We start from the raw sequence: 18,891 nt of genomic DNA, 5'->3' as shown, positions 1-18,891 counted from the left end.
ATTTTTTTTAAAGTTTTGCTAAAGATTAGAGTGGTATTTTTGCAGCATGAATTTATCTAAAACTAATGTACTGTTTATGGCAGTTTGCACTGGTCTTATAGTTGCAAATCTTTATTACTGCCAGCCCTTAATTGTTTTAATTGCCAACGAATTTAAAATTCCTGAAGCCAGCGCCGGAACAATAACCTATCTAACTCAAGCAGGTTACGCAATCGGATTGTTTTTTATGGTGCCGCTTGGTGATAAAATAGAACGAAAAAGGCAAATTTTAATGACCACTTTTGCTACTGTAATTGCCTTACTGATTGCAGCAACAGCAAAAAGTTTTCTTGTTTTACAAATCGCTTCGTTGTTAATCGGAATCACCTCGATTGTGCCACAGCTTATCTTGCCTTTGGCAGCTTCTTTGAGCGCGCCTGAACAAAGAGGAAAAGTTGTTGGAACAATCATGAGCGGACTTTTAGTCGGAATTTTGCTTTCGCGAACTTTAAGCGGCTTTATCGGCCAAGTGTTAGGCTGGAGATTCATGTTTTACATCGCTGCCGGAATCTGTCTTTTGATCTTTTTTGTAATTCAAAGCAAGTTTCCATACAATAAACCACAGTTTCAGGGGACTTACGGACAATTAATTAAGTCTTTATTTACTCTTATAAAAACACAACCTGTTTTGCGTGAAGCAACAGCAATTAATGTTTTCAGTTTTGCTCAGTTTGGAGCATTTTGGACTACAATGGTGCTTTTACTTTCTGGCAAACCATTCGATTTTAATAGTGCTACAATTGGTTTATTCGGAATCGTTGGTGCTTCTGGAGCTTTAGCAGCGCCTCTTGTTGGTAAATTGGGAGACAAAGGAAATTCTAGAATTGCAGTTGGTTATGGCTGTTTATTGGTCTTGATAAGCTTTATAGTATTTTATTTTGCTATTGAAAGTGTAATTGGAATCGCAATCGGAATTGTGTTTATTGATATCGGAATTCAAGGTGTTCACATTTCTAATCAAACAAGAGTGTATTCTCTATTGCCAGAAGCAAGAAACAGATTAAATACTGTATTTATGTCGCTTACCTTTTTAGGAACAGCAGCGGGATCGGCATACGGTTTATTGTTGTGGAAAATGGGCGGATGGCCATACGTGACAATTGGCTGTATGGTCCTATCATTATTGTCATTAACGATTTATGGATTTACATATAAATCAAAGTCTAAAAAAGCGAAAGCTCAAATTGATTAAAAAATTAATTTGTAAATTTGCGTTCAAATTAAAAATAACAACATGGAAAACGGAATATACGCTAAATTCAATACTAGCAAAGGTTCAATTTTAGTAAAATTGACACATGATTTGACACCGGGAACTGTAGGTAACTTTGTTGCTCTTGCAGAAGGAAATATGGAGAATAAAGTGAAACCTCAAGGACAAAAATTCTATGACGGATTAACTTTTCACAGAGTAATTGCAGATTTCATGATTCAAGGTGGTTGTCCAAAAGGAACTGGGACTGGAGATCCAGGTTACAAATTTGACGACGAATTTCACCCAAGTTTAAAACATGATCGTCCAGGAGTTTTATCTATGGCAAACTCTGGTCCTGGAAGTAATGGTTCTCAATTCTTCATTACTCACGTTCCAACTCCTTGGTTAGATAACAAACACACTGTTTTTGGACACGTTATTGAAGGACAAGATATTGTTGATGCTGTGGCTCAGGGTGATAATTTAGAGTCTGTTGAAATTATCAGAGTTGGAGATGAAGCTCAAAAATGGAATGCAATTGAAGCTTTTATTGGTTTAAAAGGTGCTCGTCTTAAAAGAGAAGCGGCTTTAAAAGCGGAATCTGAAGCAAAAATGGAACAATTAGCTGCTGGTTTTGATAAAACAGAAAGCGGTTTGCGTTATAAAATGATCCAAAAAGGTGAAGGTAAAAAAGCTGAAGCTGGAAAAACAGTTTCTGTTCACTACGAAGGATCTTTAGAAAACGGAAAAGTATTTGATTCTTCTTACCCACGTAAAAAACCAATCGAATTCAAATTAGGAATCGGACAAGTTATCGAAGGATGGGACGAAGGTATCGCTCTATTGCAAGTTGGAGACAAAGCTCGTTTTGTAATCCCTTCTGATTTAGCTTACGGTCCGTCTGGTGCTGGAGGAGTTATCCCGCCAAACGCAACTTTGATTTTTGACGTTGAATTAATGGACGTAAAATAAGAGTTTACAAGCAATTTAGTATTGTTTTAAATAATAATCCCATATGCCACGGCGTATGGGATTTTTTTATATTTACTTGAATTAAAAAACAAGACCAAGAAATGAAAAAAACAATCTTAAGTTTAATGGCTATCATGTTGCTTGCAGCAGCATGTGGTACGAAAAAAACGGCTGTTGTAGAAGCTCCTGCTGCAGGAAAAGAAATAAAAGCAACAGAATTAACTCCTGCATTGGCTGAAGGTAAAAATCTTTATGAAAACAATTGTGCTAAATGCCATAAGTTGTTTGAACCTAAAAAATTCACAAAAGAAGAATGGACTCCGATTTTGGTGAAAATGGGTAAAAAAGCAAAATTAGATGATACCCAAATGGCTTCAATTACAAATTATATTGATTCGCAATTGTAATTTGAATTTTAAGAAGAAGTATAAAAAAAACTGTTCAATCGAACAGTTTTTTTTTATTTTCAAATAGATATAAAAAAAACACCGTCACAGAATGAGGTGTTTTAAAATTTAAGAATGATGTACAGCCGAATTGTCTACAGCTATTACTTTTAAAGTTTTGATGCCAGCGGGTAATTCCCAATCCACTTCGTCATTTTCTTTAAAACCAATAATCGCAACACTTAAAGGTGCTAGAATTGATATTTTAGATTGTTTTACGTCTGCTGCAGAAGGTAAAACGATTTGAATTTTCATTTGTTTCTTGGCCTTTACATCTTCTATTGTTACAAATGAATTGATTCGGATTACCGAACTGTCAAGCTCGCTTTCTTTACTAATTACAGCGCGATCTAATTCTTGCGAAAGCTGATTGGCTTCTTTAGTATTTGTTGAGTTTTTACTTTTTAAAATCAATTCTCTTAAAAATTGATAATCTGATTTACAGAAAGTGGGTGTTGGTTTCATATCTATATTGAATTTATTATTATAAAATTTTAACTGATTTTTTCTTCTTAGAGTAATTTACAAACTAAAAATTTCAGAGTCTTAAAAAAGACAGAATCGAAATGTTTAATCTGAAAAACAAAAAAAATATCTGATCAAAAATTGATTTTTGTCAAATAAGTAAATGCTTAAGCTGATGTAAATCCTCCGTCAAAAAGAAGAAAAGTGAAGTAGACGGAGGCCTAAAAAATAAAGGCCTTATTATGTGAAATAATTACAGCAGGTAGTGGTTTTGCTAGGCAAAACGACTTTATAGAAGCTGTAAATGGTGTTTTATTTCCCATAAGGAGGATTAAATTGATTTACAAAGATACGTAATCTTTTTGAATTTAGTGAGGTTTTACTTCCATTTAATGCCACAGCCTAAACTTGGCTTTTGTGGTTCCTTTAAACTTCTGTTGTAAATTAAGGCATCTATAGCGCCTCTCAGATCGCTTCCGCTAAGTGGAATTCCGTTGCCTGGTCTCGAATCATCTAGCTGACCGCGATAAAATAATTTGTCTTGATTATCAAACAAGTAAAAGTCTGGCGTGCAGGCAGCCTGATATGCTTTTGCCGTTTCTTGGCTTTCATCATACAAGTACGGAAAATCTATTTTGTTTTCCATTGCAAATTCAGTCATTAATTCTGGGCCGTCTTGCGGATATTTAACAACATCATTGCTTGAAATAGCGATTACTCCTAATCCCTGAACACGATAATCATTGGCAATCATTACAATTTCGCTTATTACGTGGTGCACAAACGGACAATGGTTGCAAATAAACATTACCAAAGTACCTTTCGAACCTTTTAAATCTTCAAAAGAAAAACTATTGTTCGAGTTGGTATCTTTTAAATAAAAATCAGGTGCAACTGTTCCTAAAGGAAGCATTGTTGATTCAGTTCGTGCCATTTTATTCGAAATTTGATTTTCAAAAGTAGCTTTAAAAATCTGTAAATAAAAGAGCACAAGAATAAAAAGTATCCAAAGAAAGCAGTTAGCTACAACAGCTTGCTTCTTTGGATGCTTTTTTAAGTTTTATGAATTCAAAAATTCCAGTAAATTTTCATTTAATTTGTCTCTATCTGTATAAAAGAGCCCATGAGGAGCGCCTTCATATTCGATATAAGTATTATTTGCAATTGATTTTGCTGCTTTTCTTGAAGTAAGGTCAATTGGAACAATTTTATCATCGTCCCCATGAATAATCAGAGTTGGAACTTTTATAAAATCTAATTCATCTCTAAAATCAGTATAAGAAAAAGATTCGGCGCATTTTAAAGTAGCTCTTGGAGAAGCCACTGAACATAAAGCTCTGTAATATTCTAATAAAGGTGTGCTTAAAGGCTTATTGATAATATTGACCCCAAAAAACGTTTTTCCGAAATTATCAATAAATCCTATTCTGTCTTCTTTTATTGCTGCAGCAGTATTGTCGCTTTTTTCTTTTGGATGTCCGTCAGGATTATCGTGAGTTTTTAGCAGAAATGGAATAATTGACGAAATCAAAGCTGCTTTGGTAACGCCTTTTCCGCCATGACGACTGAAATATCGAACCACTTCGCCGCCTCCCATTGAAAAGCCGACGAGAGTTACATTTTCTAACTCTAATTGCTCAATAATTTCTTTAAGATCATCAGTCAAAGTATCGTAATCGTAGCCATCCCAAGGCTGAGAAGATTTTCCGAACCCGCGTCGGTCGTAAGCGATAACTCTATAATTATTTTGGACAAGATGGTCTATTTGATATTCCCACATTTCATTCGAAAGAGGCCAGCCGTGAATTAAGATAACGGGTTTTCCCTGACCATAATCCTTTACATAAAGCCTTACGTTTTGAGCAGTTTCTATATATTTATCAGTGTGAACCTGTTTTAAATTAGATTCAAAATCTTTAATTGACATGCATGCATTTGGTTCAGTATGTTCCATGTTATATCTTTTTACGTGAGTGTTTTTCATTTTTCTTCTCGTAAAATTAGATTTAAGAAAAAGAAATTGGTTATAGAATTAGGTGCATTAATTACAAAATTTATAGGTTTGTAAATAATACAATTAAAAATGGATTTAACCTGGAACGAATTTGAGCGCACCGATATGCGCGTAGGAACTATTGTTGAAGTCAATGATTTTCCTGAAGCAAGAAAACCTGCGTATCAATTAACGATAGATTTTGGTTCAGAAATCGGAATTAGAAAATCATCTGCACAAATTACTAAAAGATATCAGAAGGAAGATTTAGTTAATCGTCAGATTGTTGCGGTTGTCAATTTCCCGAAAAAACAAATTGGAAAATTTATGAGTGAATGCCTTGTTTTGGGTGCAGTAGGAGAGGAGGGAGACGTAATTTTATTGGCTCCTGATTTTAAGATTCCTAATGGACTACGTATAGGATAGTTTTAATCCTTAGTTTTAACCGCAAAGACCGCAAAGGCTTACGCAAGATTCGCAAAGTTAATAGCGCAAAGCTTTGTGAACTTTAATTGATAAAGACTTCGCATAAAGCTTGCGTTCTTTGCGTAGATCTCTGCGCTCTTTGCGGTTAAATTAAAGGTTTGTCTTTTTAATTAACTTCTGTAGTATCTCCTGTCCTTCCTCCCAATACTTTAAATCAGAATCAGAGTTAATGTGTCCTTGTTGACCAATATTTACAAAATCACTTCCCCATTTTTCGGCAAAGAGTTTTTTTCTTTCAAATGAAGCATAAGGATCATTTTCGCTTGCAACGACTACAGACGGAAAAGGTAATTTATAAAGCGGAATAGGCGAGAAGTTTCTTGTGCATTCTGGCGTATGTTGAGGTGAATCTACATCAGCAGGAGCGACCAAAAAAGCGCCAATAATATTGGGATTGTTGTATTTTTCTGCCCAATGCAGAACCAACGAAACTGCCAAACTATGCGCTACTAAAATAGTTGGTTTGTTAAGTTTTGAAATATTCTCATTTAATCTTTCAAGCCATTCTTCACGAACAGGTTCGTCCCAGTTGTCTTGTACAACGCGAATTGAATTTTCAAATTTCTTATGCCAAAAGGTTTGCCAGTGTTTTTCTCCAGAATCTCCAAGTCCTGGTATAATTAATAGTTGTGTCTCCATTGCCGTGGATTTTATTTAGTGATTATTTTTTACGTTCTTTTAAAATTCGGTTTACTTCATTAACTAAAAGCGGAAAACCAGGTTCTGTCATTCCATGTCCGTAACCGTCTAATTCATATAATTTAGTTTGTGTATGTCCAACCAGTTTCATCATTCTGGCCATATACGCGTTTTCCTCGTAACGCCCAAGCATTTCTAGTTCGCGATCTCCAGTAATTAATAACATTGGCGAAGCATCGGCACGAACGTGATATAAAGGAGCAAATTGGTCAATTGTAGGCTGTTTTTCAGGAATGCCGTTTTCTCGTCTAATTTCAAAATGCGTAATGCATTGTCCACTAAACGGAATAAGACCAGCAATCTGATTGGCATCAATGTTTTCTTTTTGAAGATATTTTTTATCCAGACCAATCATCATTCCTAAATATCCTCCTGCAGAGTGTCCAGAAACAAAAATTAAAGATTTATCACCACCATAATTTGCAATATTATTGAAAGTCCAAGCAACTGCAGCAGCAGCATCTTCAATCGCTTTTTCAGCTTTCGCCTTTGGAGATAGTCTGTAATTAACACCAATAATAGCAAAGCCTTTGTTTTTTAAAGCCTCGGGAATTTCTTTGTTTCTGCCAGTTAATCCGCCGCCGTGGAACCAAACGATTGTAGCAAATCCAGTTTTATTTTTTGGATAATAAATATCTAGAACGCATCTTTCGTTGATGTATTTATCGGCTTTATTTACAGCTGTACTATAATATTGAATGTTGCTTTTTGTTTCGTATTCTAAATTTTGGGCAGATAGCGAAATTCCGTAAAGGAAGAAACTTAGGAGAATAATTAATTTTTTCATCAGAAGTAAGGTGTAATTTGTAAAATTGTTAGAAGTAAAAAGTGCATGAATCGTACGTCTCACATTTTACAATTCACATCTCGAAACATAAATATATAAAAAAAGTCCAAAATGCATAACAAATTGGACTTCTACTTTATGTAGATGATTTTGGATTTAAATATCATCAAAATCAATATCTGTAAAACTAGATCTTTGGCTTTCACTCTTTTCAGAGCTATATTCTTTTTTAAAATCTTTTTGGTGTCTTTCAGAAATTACTTCTTCGCCTTTGTGGTTTAAAACATAAGAAGTCATTTCTTCTAATATTTCAGAGAAAGCACTAAAATCTTCTTTGTATAAGTAGATTTTGTGTTTTTTGAAGTGAAAAGAACCATCTTCTTCAGTAAATTTTTTGCTTTCTGTAATCGTGATATAATAATCATCAGCTTTGGTAGCTCTCACATCAAAGAAATAAGTTCTTCTTCCTGCGCGTAATACTTTAGAAAAAATCTCTTCTTTTTCTAACATGTCATTTTCTCTCATAATACGTTCTATCATTTTTGGAATTAATAGTACTCAAAAATCATAAAAAATTATCTATTACGCAACAATTAAAGTAATTCTTTTTCCGAAAGTTGTTTTAAATATAACGATGCATAATAACCTTCTTGATTTATTAATTGATTATGAGAACCTTGTTGAATTATCTTACCATCTTCAAGTATAATAATTTTATCTGCATTCTTGGCAGATGATACTCGATGACTTACAATTATGGTTGTTTTGTCTTTAGAAATTTCGAACAAATTATTCAAAATCATTTCTTCGGTTTCAGTATCAACAGCTGACAGACAATCGTCAAAAAGTAAAATTGCAGGGTTTTTAATAATGGCTCTCGCAATAGAAACACGCTGTTTCTGTCCGCCCGAAAGTGTAATTCCCCTTTCTCCTAAAATAGTGTCGTACTGTTTGTTAAAGGCAATAATGTTATCATGAACCACAGCGTTTTTAGCAGCTTCGATTACCTCTTCCTCAGTTGCATTCTGATTTCCGAATTTGATATTGTTTTTAATCGTATCCGAAAATAAGAAAGCATCCTGAGGTACGATTCCGATATTATTTCGAAGATCATTTAAGTTTAAAGTACTGATTTCGTTTCCGTCAATTTTAACTTCACCTTCTGTAATATCGTACAATCTCGAAATCAAAGAAAGAATGGTCGATTTTCCAGAACCTGTTTTTCCCAAGATTGCCAATGTTTCTCCTTTTTTTACTGTAAAAGAAACATTTTTTAAAGCTTCGATGTTGGTATCATCATAAGTGAAAGACACATTTTCGAAAGAGATGTTTCCTTGGATTTCTGAAGTGTTTTGGTTGTTGTTTTTAATTTCTGGTTCAATTTTCAAGAATTCATTCAAGCGTTTTTGAGAAGCTTCTGCTTCTTGAACCATAGACGAAACCCATCCTAAAGAAGCAACTGGCCAAGTTAGCATGTTTACATATAGAATAAATTCTGCGATGGTTCCAATATTAGGAATGCTTCCATTGATATACATTACACCTCCAAAATATATTACAACCAAATTACTGATTCCGATAAGGGCGATCATTAAAGGCCCAAATAAAGATTGTACTCTTGCTAGGCTTAAACTCTTACGTTTGCTTTCTTCAGCCAGATCAACCATATTATTTTGATGCTGATTTTCTAAAGAATACGCTTTTATAACTCGAATTCCTGAAAATATTTCTTGTGTAAAACTCGAAACTTTAGAAAGGTATTGTTGGAAAGTAGTGCTTCGTTTATTGATTTCTGAACTTAATTTAAAAATGCAATACGAAAGAATAGGCAAAGGCAGTATAGTATATAAGGTAAGAAGCGGCGATACATTATACATATATAATATGACAATAGCGAAACGGATAGCTGTATTTATAGTATACATTACTGCTGGCCCAACATACATACGAACTTTTGAAACGTCTTCGCTAATACGGTTCATCAAATCTCCAGTTCTATTTTGTTTGTAGAAATTTTGCGAAAGATTCTCATATTGTCTAAAAACTTCATTTTTTAAATCAAATTCAATATGGCGAGACATTACAATTAAGGTCTGACGCATTAAAAAGGTTAAAAATCCAGCTACAATGGTTGTTCCAATAATAAGTAGCACATTATGAATGAGATCCTGACGAAAAGTTGCGATTACTATTTCCGATTTTTGCTCTGAGGCAGATAATTTGTCAAAATTCTCAATAGCGTTTAAAGACTTGCTGATCAGTTTTGGAGTAAATAGAGAAAATATTTGTGCGATTATGGTGATTAAAATACCAAGCGAGAAACTGTATTTATATTTAATGAAATATTTGTTTAAATAGCTTAATTCTTTCATTTTTTTAAGAAATATGATGTTGAATTGTTTTGGATTTAAGAATTATTGTTAAATAAAATTATAATAATTTGCGATTTAATCAAAACAATTAGATTGTAATATTGTTATTTTAAAGATAAAAAATTAGCACATATGTATTTTTTAATTATGTTTGAGTTGTCTTTTTGACGAATTCATAATTTTAACCTAATTAATACTAGCGCTATGGATGCAACTTTCGCAACTGGAAAGGAACTTCAAAAAATGGATCCTGTTTTTGGTCAATTATCTTTTGACGATCACGAACAAATTGTATTTTGCAATGACAAAGATACAGGTTTAAAAGCAATTATTGGTATTCATAATTCGGTTATGGGGCCAGCTTTGGGAGGAACCAGAATGTGGAATTATAACACAGAATGGGAAGCTTTAAACGATGTTTTACGCCTTTCTAGAGGTATGACGTTTAAATCTGCTATTACTGGACTTAATATTGGTGGAGGTAAAGCCGTTATTATTGGTGATGCTAAAACTCAGAAAACGCCTGAATTAATGCGTAAGTTTGGTGAATTCGTTCACTCATTAAGCGGAAGATATATTACTGCTGAGGATGTCGGAATGGAAACTAAAGACATGGACACGGTAAGAGATGTAACGCCTTATGTTACTGGTATTTCTGAAGAAAGAGGTGGTTCTGGGAACCCTTCTCCTATTACTGCTTACGGAGTTTACTTAGGTATGAAAGCTGCTGCTAAAAGTCAGTTTGGAACTGATGTTTTAGAAGGTAAAAAAGTTTTGGTACAAGGAATTGGACACGTGGGTGAGACTTTGGTTGATTATTTAACTAAAGAAGGAGCACAGGTTACTATTACCGATATTAACGAAGAAAAATTATATCAAGTAGCTTCAAAATACAATGCTGCAATTTATACAGGTGAAGATTTGTATACTGCAGATGTTGATATCTATGCACCATGTGCAATGGGAGCAACAATTAATGATGCTACAGTAGATAAAATTAAAGCAAAAGTTATTGCTGGTGCAGCAAACAATCAATTAGCAGATGAGAATGTTCATGGTGCAAGATTACAAGAAAGAGGTATTTTATACGCTCCAGATTTCTTAATCAACGCTGGTGGAATCATCAATGTTTATGCTGAATTAGCAAACTACGGTAAAGCTGAAATTATGAGCAAAACAGAAAATATCTATAATACTACTTTAGAAATTATAGATTTTGCAGCTAAAAATAATATTACAACGCATAAAGCGGCACTTACAATTGCTCAAAACCGTATCGATCAAAGAAGAATCGAGAACGCTAAGAAGTAATTAAGTGTTCAGTGTTCACTTTCTTAAGTGTTCAGTCTTAAAGTCTCAGTTTGCAGTTTATGCTGTAAACTGAGATTTTTTTTGCGAATGTTTGGCACTGTTCACTAAAAACTGATCACTGTCCACTATAAATAGAGACTGACCACTAAATTCTGAAAACTGACCACTAAAAAGACCACTTTTTTACGAATTAATTTTAAAATACGCATCAAAAGTTATACTTTTGCAGACTAATTTTTAAATGTTCTTACACGGTGGTAAATAGAAGACACATACGCGTTAAAGTAATGCAATCCATTTATGCAATGCACCAAAGCGGTTCTGATAATATGGAAAAAGAAGAAAAATTTCTTTTTTATAGCATAGATAATATTCAGGACTTATATCTTATAATGCTTTCTTCATTGATAGAAATTTGCAAAAAAGAAGCTGTCTATTTGCATCTGTCAAGTAAAAAACACCTCGCTACTGCAGCAGAACGTAATCCGAACGAAAAGTTCATCAAAAACAAAATCTTCCAGCTTTTAGCAGAAAGTAATTCTCTTAGTATTGCTTTAGAAAATCGTAAAATCAATAACTGGTCTTTAAACGATGATTATATCATTTTGCTTTTAAATGATGTTAAAGCAAGCGATATCTACAAAAAATACATGAGCAATAGCGTAAATACGTTTGAAGAAGACAGACAATTTATAATTGATTTGTTTGAAAATGTTATTGTACCAAACGAAAAATTATATGAGTATTTAGAGGATGATAAATTAACTTGGGTTGATGATATTCCGGTTGTAAATACGCATATTGTTAAACAATTGAAAGCTATCAAAACCGAAGATCCAGACGATTTTAGAGTGCCAAAATTGTATAAAGATGTTGAAGATAAAGATTTTGCTAAAGATTTGTTTAGAAGAACAATTTTAAATGAAACTGCTTTTGCAAAAGAATACGAGGATAAAACACCAAATTGGGACAGCGATCGTATTGCCGAAATTGATACTATTATCTTAAAAATGGCAATTTGCGAGTTTGTTAAATTCCCTTCAATTCCAGTAAAAGTAACTCTTAACGAATATTTAGAAATTGCAAAAGAGTATTCTACACCAAAAAGTAGTATTTTTATCAACGGAATTTTAGATAATCTTGTTAAGGAACTGACTGCCAATAAAAAAATGGTAAAAGTAGGAAGAGGGTTAATGTAAGATTTAAAATAATCAATTTTTAAATTGCTTCGCCTGTTCGCTATCGCTCGAGTCCAAATTCCAAAAAAAGAATATTAAATATAAATCAAAAACAAATTTAAATTATGGGACAATTATCTCAATTTGCGCCATTTCTTTTAATGTTTGTGGTAATCTATTTCTTCATGATTAGACCACAGCAAAAAAGAGCTAAAAACGAAAAAGAATTTGAAAGCAACCTAAAAGTAGGTGATAAAATAGTTACAAAAAGTGGTTTCCACGGTAAAATAGCTGAATTAGCAGAAACTACTGTTGTAATTGAAACAATGTCTGGAAAATTAAAATTAGAGCGTTCTGCAATCTCTTTAGAATTGAGCGCGGCTTTGAATAAAAAAGCTTAATTTTAAATTACAATATTTTAGAAATCCCAAATCCCAAAAGGAGTTTGGGATTTTTTTGTGCCTTGTTTTGTCATTTCGAGCGAAGAGAGAAATCTTCGCAAGTAGCTCCTCAAAGACTTTAATTCATTGTATGAAAAATATAGCCCGCGGTTTCAACGACGGGACGCAATCATTATCATGATCACAATCCGTATTCCTGTGGTTGAAACCACGGGCTATGTTTGTATGATATGTGTTCTATTATGAAAAAACCTTTGTCAAAGTTTTAAACTTTGACAAAGGTTCTCGTATAGTTTCGTTCTTCGACTTCGTTCAGAATGACAACAGTTTTGGAATTTGGATTTTAAATATTAAAACTTAAATTACCTGTATTTATCATTCAATCCAATATTCGCCAAAATCATCGGAATCACTTTTTCGATTCTTGAAATTTTAGTTTTTTCCTGTTTAGCTGTTTCAATATATTCTAAAAACTCATATTGTTTGTAAGGAGAAAATTTTTCAAATGCTTCTTTTAAAGCTGGATTTTGAGTCATTTCTTTTTCTAAAAGTTCAGATACAATAGCCTCTTTTTTAGAAGGTTTAATAACTTTTCCTTGTTTTTCGTTTTCAATCGCTTCGTGAATGTATTCTAAAATTTCTTTTTCATTTACTTCTTCTTTTGAAGTAAAACGCCATTGGCGCATCGATTTTGTTTTGTCTTCTTGAGCGTTGATTAGTCTCTTTTTTTCATCTTTCAGAAAAACACCGTTTAGAAACCAAATGGCAAAATAATTTTTAAAACCTCCAATTCCGATAACATTTTTTTTGTTGTAGACGTAAATAGGTCCTCCCCATTTTATGGTTTCGACCAGTTCTGTTTTGTCAATAATTGATTTTAGGAAAAGAAGTTCTTCTTCCCATTGATTGACTTTGTCCCAAACGTGTTTTTTATCAGAATTCGGTTCCACTTTATCTTTTTCTTTTAGATTTTTCTGGTGCATCAAAAATTCCTGGAATAGCAGTCAGTTCAGCAATTTTTACAATTACATCAGTAGCTTTCTGAATGCTTTCTGCTGGAACATATTCGTATTTTCCATGGAAATTATGTCCGCCCGCAAAAATGTTCGGACAAGGCAATCCCATAAATGACAATTGCGAACCGTCAGTTCCGCCACGAATTGGTTTAATGATTGGTTTTATGCTCAATTCTCTCATTGCTTTTTCGGCAATATCTACAATATATTTTACAGGTAGAACCTTTTCTTTCATATTGTAATATTGATCTTTTACTTCAGCGATCACAATATCTTCGCCAAATTTCTTTGCGAATTTTTTATTGAATTGTTTAGTCAGTTTGTGAATCAATTCTTTTCGTTTTTCGAATTTCTTTCTGTTGTGATCACGAATAATTAATTCTAAAACTGTTTCTTCGATATTTCCTTTAATATGGTGCACATGAAAGAAACCTTCATAACCTTTTGTTTCTTGTGGAGTTTCGCCTTTCGGAAGTTCATTGATAAAATCGTTTGCTAAAAGCATAGAATTGATCATTTTTCCTTTAGCATAACCTGGGTGAACGCTTTTTCCTTTAAAAGTAATTTTTGCTCCAGCAGCGTTGAAATTTTCATATTCTAATTCACCAATTTGGCTTCCGTCCATGGTATAAGCCCATTGTGCTCCAAATTTTTCAACATCAAAATGATGCGCACCGCGACCGATTTCTTCATCTGGCGTAAATCCGATTCTGATTTTTCCGTGTTTGATTTCAGGATGCTGAATCAGGTATTCCATTGCCGAAACAATTTCAGTAATTCCGGCTTTATCATCTGCTCCTAAAAGCGTTGTTCCGTCAGTAGTAATGATGGTCTGACCTTTATATTGAAGTAAATCTTTAAAGTAATCAGGAGATAAAATAATATTTTTCTCAGCGTTCAAAACGATATCTTTTCCGTCGTAGTTTTCAACAATTTGCGGTTTTACATTTGCTCCGCTAAAGTCTGGCGAAGTATCAAAGTGAGAAACAAAACCAATCGTTGGCACTTCATGATCAACATTACTTGGAAGTGTCGCCATGATATAGGCTTTGTCATCTATAGTTACCTCTTCAAGACCAATTGCTTTTAGTTCTTCAACTAATTTATTGGCAAGGTTCCATTGTTTTTGTGTGCTTGGAGTGGTTTGTGAATTTGGATCCGATTCAGTATCAATTGTTACATAACTGATAAAACGATCTATGATATGTTGCATTTTTTTAGATTTTTAGCAAATATAGAAAATTTTTCTGCTACGAAATTTAGCTTTCCATATCTGAATTAATAAAAAAAGGGATTCGTTGTCGAATCCCTTTCTAGTATTTTAAGTTTGCTATTTGCTTTTTACGCATCTAAAGCCAACATGGTTAGCAGCCGATCTGATTTCGCCTTTTCCTCTTGTCCCCACCATGTATCGAGTGCAGTATTGGTCTGTACACAAGAATGAACCACCGCGATGAACTCGTTTTATTTCGCTTGGATCACTAGGATCATAATAAGCGCTAGGTCCTTGCGGATTTTTTGTTACTTTTCCACTTTCTGCTAATGATTTGTAATAGTCAACGCTGTACCAGTCGTTTACCCATTCCCATACATTTCCAGCCATGTCATACAAGCCGTATGCATTTGGAGCATATTGCGCTGTTGGTGCAATACCTTTAAAGCCATCTTCTCCGGTATCACCGTCTTTGATAGGGAAATGCCCCTGATAAATATTAGCTTGGAATTTTCCTTTAGGTTTTAAATCATTTCCCCAAGCATATAGATTTCCAGTTTTACCACCGCGTGCTGCAAATTCCCATTCTGCTTCTGTTGGCAATCTTTTTCCAGCCCATTTAGCATAAGCTGCAGCGTCTTCGTATACAACATGCACAACGGGATATTTTTCTTTTCCTTTAATAGTGCTTTGTGGACCGTCTGGATGTCTCCAATCAGCACCTGGTTCATAACGCCACCATTGCAAGAAATTATTCAAATTAACCGCTGAAGGAGTAGGAGTGAAGACAACAGAACCAGTAACTAGGTCTTCTTCATTTGCTGTTGGAAATTCTTCTTTTGTTGGTTTTTGTTCCGCAACAGTTACATACCCTGTAGCTTTTACAAATTTTTCGAATTCTTCATTGGTGACTTCAGTTTCATCCATATAATATCCATCAACATAAACTCTATGTATTGGAGCTGCATCTTTAGTAACGCCTTTAATACTGCATAAACTTTCATCTTCTACATTTGTTCCCATAGAAAATTCGCCTCCAGGAATCCAAACCATGCCTTTAGGAGCTTTTTCTGTCGGTTTAAATTTATTTTCGACAGTTGGTTTAAATTCAGATTCTACAGTAGTACTTGGAGTTTCATGACATTCGACAGCTGTTTTTTCTGCTTTATCTTTAAATCTTGTATAACTGTAAGCAATTGAAATAATGGATAATGTAAGTAGTGCAAAAATCCAAAAGGTTTTGTTTTTCATGGTTTATTTATTTTGAGCTTATAATGGTGTCAATAGCAGGGATAAAAATAGTTAAAATTATTTTTGAAAGTATATTAATTTTATAGAATTAATAAAATTATATTATTCTTTCTCAACCGAAACTACTTCGTATTTATCTTTTCCATCAATTTGTACGGGCTGATAATAGGTTTCTCCAAATTTTACATATTTAGCATCTCCAATTGTTACTTCTTCTCCGCCTTCAGGCAAGTTTTCTACAATTGTTCCAGCAGTAGGAGCAACGACAGTATATTTTCCACCGTCTTTTTCGTAATACGTTCCTCCGTAATAGTAATTATTGACTGTTCCTGTATTGACTGTTTCTGCTCCACTTGGAATATTATTTACCGTTCCGCCAACTGGTGCAGGTACAGCAGTATAACCGCCATTTGTCGAGGTATACCAAACTCCTTGATCGTAGTGGTATTTCTGATTTTCTACACTAACAATAATCGCTGTAGTTGCTAGAGTTGCAACAAAAAATCCCCAAGGATGCCAAACTGGTCCCCAATAAAAAGGTCTGTAAGGGCGCGGATAGTAAGGATGGTAGCAATTGTATCTGTAACCGCCGTATACATAAGGTGGACGAACGTAAGGTCGAGGTCCAGGTCTAACTATAGTGTTGCGGTTGTTGCGAACATGAACACTATTATTTACATTTATGTTGACGTTATTTCTGTTTCTGTTAACGTTATTACCGCTTATGTTGGTGTTTCTGTTGCCAACATTGTTTCTATTTACGGTATTATTTCTATTTACCGTATTGTTTCTGTTGGAATTGTTAGAAGGTCTATTTATTTTAGTTCCCGAGTTATTTGCTCCAGGTCTAGTTGCGGCAGGTCTAGTCGTTGCTGTTGGCCTTGTTGTGGTAGGTCTACTCACATTTGGTCTAGATTGCGTTGCTGGTCTTGCGGGACGAGTATGAGCTGCCCCTCCGCCGCCTCTGTTAAATCCGCCACCTCCGCCGCCTCCGCGATGGCGCTGTGCTAAACTGTCAACAGAAATAAACAAAAAAGTTCCGGTCAAACACATTAAAAGTGCCAGTTTTTTTACTGTTTTCGATATATTTTTCATATTCAGCAATTTATGTGATTTAAAGTTATGAAAAAAAAATGTTGGTTTTGAATTAATGAATTAAAAGTTTGAATTATAATGAGATATCCCATTGTATTCTAAATCGCCACCCTTCTTGTAAAGGAAGTGTTTTATCTTGAAAGCTAAAATAACTTATCTCTGAAGTTAGTTTGTTTTTATGTCCTTTAAAAAACCAGTTAAATGCCAATGTAGATTCCTCTTGTCTATTTTCTCTAATAGAATTATCAGGTCGATATGCGGCATGCCGTCCAGCCATTTCCAAGTGCTTTGGCCACCAGTCAAAAACATTATGGAAGAAATATCCAGCTTGAACATAATAACCTTTCATTACAGTCATGTCATTATTATTGTATTTGTCAATAATTTCTTTGGTATGCCATTCGCTCTGCCAAGAAAAACCGCGATACATAAAAGCACTTTCCAGATTCCATTGATTAACTCTGTATTGTCCAGGCAAGCCATCTTCAAATCCGTCGAGAGAACCTCCTCCAGCTTGAGAGAAACGAGTATAAGGGCTTCGGTTTGTGATGGCAGAAAACGCAATAATTGGAGTTGGTTTTTCGTGGAATTCTAAATCACAACCTTCGAAATCAAGAAATCTTCCAAGAAAATTCCATTGCGCTCTTCCAAAATACATTAAATGATTATCGTCATTAGAAGTGCTTCCGCGTCCTGTTCCTGTAAGAGCAGCGAACCAATAATTAAAATCGGCAACTCCAGCACCTTTTAAATGTCCATAAACTTCGGCTCCTAATTGTCGGTCTACGGTAAAGGGACGGTTAATTAATGAGCGATCTACCATTTGCTGTTCACCGCTGCTGATAAAGCGTTCTCGTGTAAATTCCGTCTTCCATTGCCCAACTTTAAAACTCAGGAAATCCCATTTTTCGATCATAATTCTAAAATCCAATAAATTGGACTGGCTTAATTCATATTCCCAGTAGTATTTAAGCCAAGGTTCAAAAGCATGACCGCCAATTTTTAATCTGGCACGGTTTATTTTGAAAGTCGTTTTAGCGTCTTGGCTATAATCATCATAAGTTAAAGGGTCTGTGTCATTTGGTGTTGAAAAACGAAATTGAAGACGGCTTGCCAATTGGAAGAGAAACTTTTTGTCACGGGTTTCTAATTCAATTCCTTTACTTCCATAGCGAACATTCATTAGTTTGGTAGTGTCCTTTTCTTGCTGCGAAAATCCTTTGAAACCAATTAGTAAAAGAAAAACTAAGAGGGAATATTTAGAAATGCGATTTGGTTTATTTGTGCTATACATAAAATCAATAGGTTGGTATAAATTATTTTCCTCCAAAGTTTTTTGCGATTCCTAAACCAATTCCCCAGCTGTCATAGGCATTCCATTTGAAATCGTAGCTGACAGTTCCGAAAATTTCCCAGCCTTTTGGCAGTTCGTAGCCATATTCAACTCCTGCTCTGGTCAGGAAAAAATCTTCTTCTTTGGCAAATTCACCTCCAAATCCTAAAAGAAAACTCCAATGCTCATTAGGTTTGTAAATTCCCATTAGAGCAGGAGCAATAGGATAACTTCTTTCTACAGTTTCTTTGTCTTCTTCGCTTGCATAAACCTTTTCGACTTTATATTTTTCCATAATAAAATCAGTATGGAGACCAATAGCCCATTTTTCGTGAAACTGAAATGTATAATCTATTCCCCAAGCAGGAAGCGTTAATGTTTCTCGATTTCCATCTTCATCTCGACCTTCAAAAACATGAACATGATTAATAGAAATGCCGATTTGATGGTGCGGACTAAAAGTCTTTTCCTCATGCTCCTGAGCTTTAATTTTAGTCGAAAAAAAGCAACTGATTAAAGAAATTAGAATTACAAGGAAGTTTTTTATATAATAAGTATTATCGAACATTTTGATTCATTCTTAAAGAAACATTTTTTTATTGCCTTACATTAATTATAAAGAAAAAAGAGGTATTACTG

The 18,891-nt window shown here is 34.2% G+C and carries 20 protein-coding genes; 7 read left to right on the top strand and 13 right to left on the bottom strand.

Features of this window, described 5'->3' with window-relative positions; translation table 11 throughout:
* Window positions 1–76 precede the first annotated feature (76 nt).
* From AAYQ05_RS07830 to AAYQ05_RS07820, 3 genes are all read left to right on the top strand, one after another.
* A complete protein-coding gene (locus AAYQ05_RS07830) occupies window positions 77–1,231 on the top strand; it encodes an MFS transporter (RefSeq protein ID WP_343542415.1) in 1,155 nt (384 codons plus the stop codon).
* 42 nt (window positions 1,232–1,273) lie between these two features.
* Window positions 1,274–2,206, top strand: a complete 933-nt coding sequence (locus AAYQ05_RS07825) for a peptidylprolyl isomerase (protein ID WP_281631748.1) — start codon at window positions 1,274–1,276, stop codon at window positions 2,204–2,206.
* A 101-nt stretch (window positions 2,207–2,307) separates the two neighbouring features.
* Window positions 2,308–2,613 carry a cytochrome c gene (locus tag AAYQ05_RS07820; RefSeq protein ID WP_343542413.1) on the top strand — a complete coding sequence of 102 codons (306 nt, stop codon included), beginning with the start codon at window positions 2,308–2,310 and terminating at the stop codon, window positions 2,611–2,613.
* A 108-nt stretch (window positions 2,614–2,721) separates the two neighbouring features.
* Here AAYQ05_RS07820 and AAYQ05_RS07815 read toward each other — a convergent pair whose 3' ends face one another.
* From AAYQ05_RS07815 to AAYQ05_RS07805, 3 genes are all read right to left on the bottom strand, one after another.
* Window positions 2,722–3,117, bottom strand: a complete 396-nt coding sequence (locus AAYQ05_RS07815) for a GreA/GreB family elongation factor (protein ID WP_095931379.1) — start codon at window positions 3,115–3,117, stop codon at window positions 2,722–2,724.
* Window positions 3,118–3,496: 379 nt separating this feature from the next.
* Entirely contained in the window at window positions 3,497–4,051 is a 555-nt protein-coding gene (locus AAYQ05_RS07810; RefSeq protein WP_343542411.1) for a thioredoxin family protein, read from the bottom strand.
* 126 nt (window positions 4,052–4,177) lie between these two features.
* Entirely contained in the window at window positions 4,178–5,071 is an 894-nt protein-coding gene (locus AAYQ05_RS07805) for an alpha/beta fold hydrolase (protein WP_343542409.1), read from the bottom strand.
* 129 nt (window positions 5,072–5,200) lie between these two features.
* On the opposite strand from AAYQ05_RS07805, the gene AAYQ05_RS07800 reads away from it, so the two are divergent.
* Window positions 5,201–5,536, top strand: a complete 336-nt coding sequence (locus tag AAYQ05_RS07800) for a tRNA-binding protein (RefSeq protein ID WP_343542407.1) — start codon at window positions 5,201–5,203, stop codon at window positions 5,534–5,536.
* A gap of 150 nt (window positions 5,537–5,686) precedes the next feature.
* On the opposite strand, the gene AAYQ05_RS07795 is transcribed toward AAYQ05_RS07800, so the two are convergent.
* The 4 genes from AAYQ05_RS07795 to AAYQ05_RS07780 form a co-directional block, all read right to left on the bottom strand.
* Window positions 5,687–6,235: an RBBP9/YdeN family alpha/beta hydrolase gene (locus tag AAYQ05_RS07795; protein WP_343542404.1), complete on the bottom strand. Its 549-nt coding sequence runs from the start codon at window positions 6,233–6,235 to the stop codon at window positions 5,687–5,689.
* A gap of 22 nt (window positions 6,236–6,257) precedes the next feature.
* The gene (locus AAYQ05_RS07790; RefSeq protein ID WP_343542402.1) at window positions 6,258–7,082 is read right to left on the bottom strand and encodes an alpha/beta hydrolase; all 825 of its coding nucleotides are present in this window, start codon (window positions 7,080–7,082) and stop codon (window positions 6,258–6,260) included.
* A 156-nt stretch (window positions 7,083–7,238) separates the two neighbouring features.
* The gene (locus AAYQ05_RS07785) at window positions 7,239–7,607 is read right to left on the bottom strand and encodes a PUR family DNA/RNA-binding protein (RefSeq protein ID WP_177212505.1); all 369 of its coding nucleotides are present in this window, start codon (window positions 7,605–7,607) and stop codon (window positions 7,239–7,241) included.
* A 68-nt stretch (window positions 7,608–7,675) separates the two neighbouring features.
* On the bottom strand, window positions 7,676–9,454 hold the full coding sequence (locus AAYQ05_RS07780; RefSeq protein ID WP_343542399.1) for an ABC transporter ATP-binding protein: 1,779 nt from the start codon (window positions 9,452–9,454) through the stop codon (window positions 7,676–7,678).
* 204 nt (window positions 9,455–9,658) lie between these two features.
* Between AAYQ05_RS07780 and AAYQ05_RS07775 the strand changes: the two genes are divergently transcribed.
* The 3 genes from AAYQ05_RS07775 to yajC all read left to right on the top strand — a co-directional run bounded on the left by AAYQ05_RS07775 (window position 9,659) and on the right by yajC (window position 12,344).
* A complete protein-coding gene (locus AAYQ05_RS07775; protein ID WP_343542397.1) occupies window positions 9,659–10,765 on the top strand; it encodes a Glu/Leu/Phe/Val family dehydrogenase in 1,107 nt (368 codons plus the stop codon).
* A 287-nt stretch (window positions 10,766–11,052) separates the two neighbouring features.
* Complete coding sequence (gene nusB / locus AAYQ05_RS07770) at window positions 11,053–11,964, top strand: transcription antitermination factor NusB (RefSeq protein ID WP_343542396.1); 912 nt, start codon at window positions 11,053–11,055, stop codon at window positions 11,962–11,964.
* Window positions 11,965–12,068: 104 nt separating this feature from the next.
* Complete coding sequence (yajC, locus tag AAYQ05_RS07765; protein WP_008462186.1) at window positions 12,069–12,344, top strand: preprotein translocase subunit YajC; 276 nt, start codon at window positions 12,069–12,071, stop codon at window positions 12,342–12,344.
* A 362-nt stretch (window positions 12,345–12,706) separates the two neighbouring features.
* On the opposite strand, the gene AAYQ05_RS07760 is transcribed toward yajC, so the two are convergent.
* The 6 genes from AAYQ05_RS07760 to AAYQ05_RS07735 form a co-directional block, all read right to left on the bottom strand.
* Window positions 12,707–13,294, bottom strand: a complete 588-nt coding sequence (locus AAYQ05_RS07760; protein ID WP_343542393.1) for a YdeI/OmpD-associated family protein — start codon at window positions 13,292–13,294, stop codon at window positions 12,707–12,709.
* A 1-nt stretch (window position 13,295) separates the two neighbouring features.
* Window positions 13,296–14,573 (bottom strand): peptidase T, encoded by a 1,278-nt coding sequence (gene pepT, locus AAYQ05_RS07755; protein ID WP_343542391.1) that lies wholly within the window; start codon window positions 14,571–14,573, stop codon window positions 13,296–13,298.
* 117 nt (window positions 14,574–14,690) lie between these two features.
* Window positions 14,691–15,824 (bottom strand): formylglycine-generating enzyme family protein, encoded by a 1,134-nt coding sequence (locus AAYQ05_RS07750; RefSeq protein ID WP_343542390.1) that lies wholly within the window; start codon window positions 15,822–15,824, stop codon window positions 14,691–14,693.
* Window positions 15,825–15,926: 102 nt separating this feature from the next.
* The gene (locus AAYQ05_RS07745) at window positions 15,927–16,919 is read right to left on the bottom strand and encodes a DUF6515 family protein (RefSeq protein WP_343542389.1); all 993 of its coding nucleotides are present in this window, start codon (window positions 16,917–16,919) and stop codon (window positions 15,927–15,929) included.
* A gap of 73 nt (window positions 16,920–16,992) precedes the next feature.
* Window positions 16,993–18,213 carry an OprO/OprP family phosphate-selective porin gene (locus AAYQ05_RS07740; RefSeq protein WP_343542387.1) on the bottom strand — a complete coding sequence of 407 codons (1,221 nt, stop codon included), beginning with the start codon at window positions 18,211–18,213 and terminating at the stop codon, window positions 16,993–16,995.
* A 22-nt stretch (window positions 18,214–18,235) separates the two neighbouring features.
* Window positions 18,236–18,820 (bottom strand): hypothetical protein, encoded by a 585-nt coding sequence (locus tag AAYQ05_RS07735; protein WP_343542385.1) that lies wholly within the window; start codon window positions 18,818–18,820, stop codon window positions 18,236–18,238.
* Window positions 18,821–18,891 lie beyond the last annotated feature (71 nt).

The organism is Flavobacterium movens (assembly GCF_039581425.1).
GTDB lineage: Bacteria > Bacteroidota > Bacteroidia > Flavobacteriales > Flavobacteriaceae > Flavobacterium > Flavobacterium luteolum.
The sequence above is the reverse complement of the archived record's forward strand: the minus strand, read 5'-3'. Positions and strand labels throughout refer to the sequence as shown.

Excerpts from the sequence above, each read along its gene's own strand:
- AAYQ05_RS07805 (WP_343542409.1), bottom strand. The coding sequence starts at position 5,071 with ATGGAACATACTGAACCAAATGCATGCATGTCAATTAAAGATTTTGAA.
- AAYQ05_RS07775 (WP_343542397.1), top strand. The coding sequence starts at position 9,659 with ATGGATGCAACTTTCGCAACTGGAAAGGAACTTCAAAAAATGGATCCT.
- AAYQ05_RS07780 (WP_343542399.1), bottom strand. The coding sequence starts at position 9,454 with ATGAAAGAATTAAGCTATTTAAACAAATATTTCATTAAATATAAATAC.
- AAYQ05_RS07745 (WP_343542389.1), bottom strand. The coding sequence starts at position 16,919 with ATGAAAAATATATCGAAAACAGTAAAAAAACTGGCACTTTTAATGTGT.
- pepT (WP_343542391.1), bottom strand. The coding sequence starts at position 14,573 with ATGCAACATATCATAGATCGTTTTATCAGTTATGTAACAATTGATACT.
- AAYQ05_RS07785 (WP_177212505.1), bottom strand. The coding sequence starts at position 7,607 with ATGAGAGAAAATGACATGTTAGAAAAAGAAGAGATTTTTTCTAAAGTA.
- AAYQ05_RS07795 (WP_343542404.1), bottom strand. The coding sequence starts at position 6,235 with ATGGAGACACAACTATTAATTATACCAGGACTTGGAGATTCTGGAGAA.
- AAYQ05_RS07820 (WP_343542413.1), top strand. The coding sequence starts at position 2,308 with ATGAAAAAAACAATCTTAAGTTTAATGGCTATCATGTTGCTTGCAGCA.
- AAYQ05_RS07750 (WP_343542390.1), bottom strand. The coding sequence starts at position 15,824 with ATGAAAAACAAAACCTTTTGGATTTTTGCACTACTTACATTATCCATT.
- nusB (WP_343542396.1), top strand. The coding sequence starts at position 11,053 with ATGCAATCCATTTATGCAATGCACCAAAGCGGTTCTGATAATATGGAA.
- AAYQ05_RS07815 (WP_095931379.1), bottom strand. The coding sequence starts at position 3,117 with ATGAAACCAACACCCACTTTCTGTAAATCAGATTATCAATTTTTAAGA.
- AAYQ05_RS07790 (WP_343542402.1), bottom strand. The coding sequence starts at position 7,082 with ATGAAAAAATTAATTATTCTCCTAAGTTTCTTCCTTTACGGAATTTCG.
- AAYQ05_RS07740 (WP_343542387.1), bottom strand. The coding sequence starts at position 18,213 with ATGTATAGCACAAATAAACCAAATCGCATTTCTAAATATTCCCTCTTA.
- AAYQ05_RS07825 (WP_281631748.1), top strand. The coding sequence starts at position 1,274 with ATGGAAAACGGAATATACGCTAAATTCAATACTAGCAAAGGTTCAATT.
- yajC (WP_008462186.1), top strand. The coding sequence starts at position 12,069 with ATGGGACAATTATCTCAATTTGCGCCATTTCTTTTAATGTTTGTGGTA.
- AAYQ05_RS07810 (WP_343542411.1), bottom strand. The coding sequence starts at position 4,051 with ATGGCACGAACTGAATCAACAATGCTTCCTTTAGGAACAGTTGCACCT.
- AAYQ05_RS07735 (WP_343542385.1), bottom strand. The coding sequence starts at position 18,820 with ATGTTCGATAATACTTATTATATAAAAAACTTCCTTGTAATTCTAATT.
- AAYQ05_RS07800 (WP_343542407.1), top strand. The coding sequence starts at position 5,201 with ATGGATTTAACCTGGAACGAATTTGAGCGCACCGATATGCGCGTAGGA.
- AAYQ05_RS07830 (WP_343542415.1), top strand. The coding sequence starts at position 77 with ATGGCAGTTTGCACTGGTCTTATAGTTGCAAATCTTTATTACTGCCAG.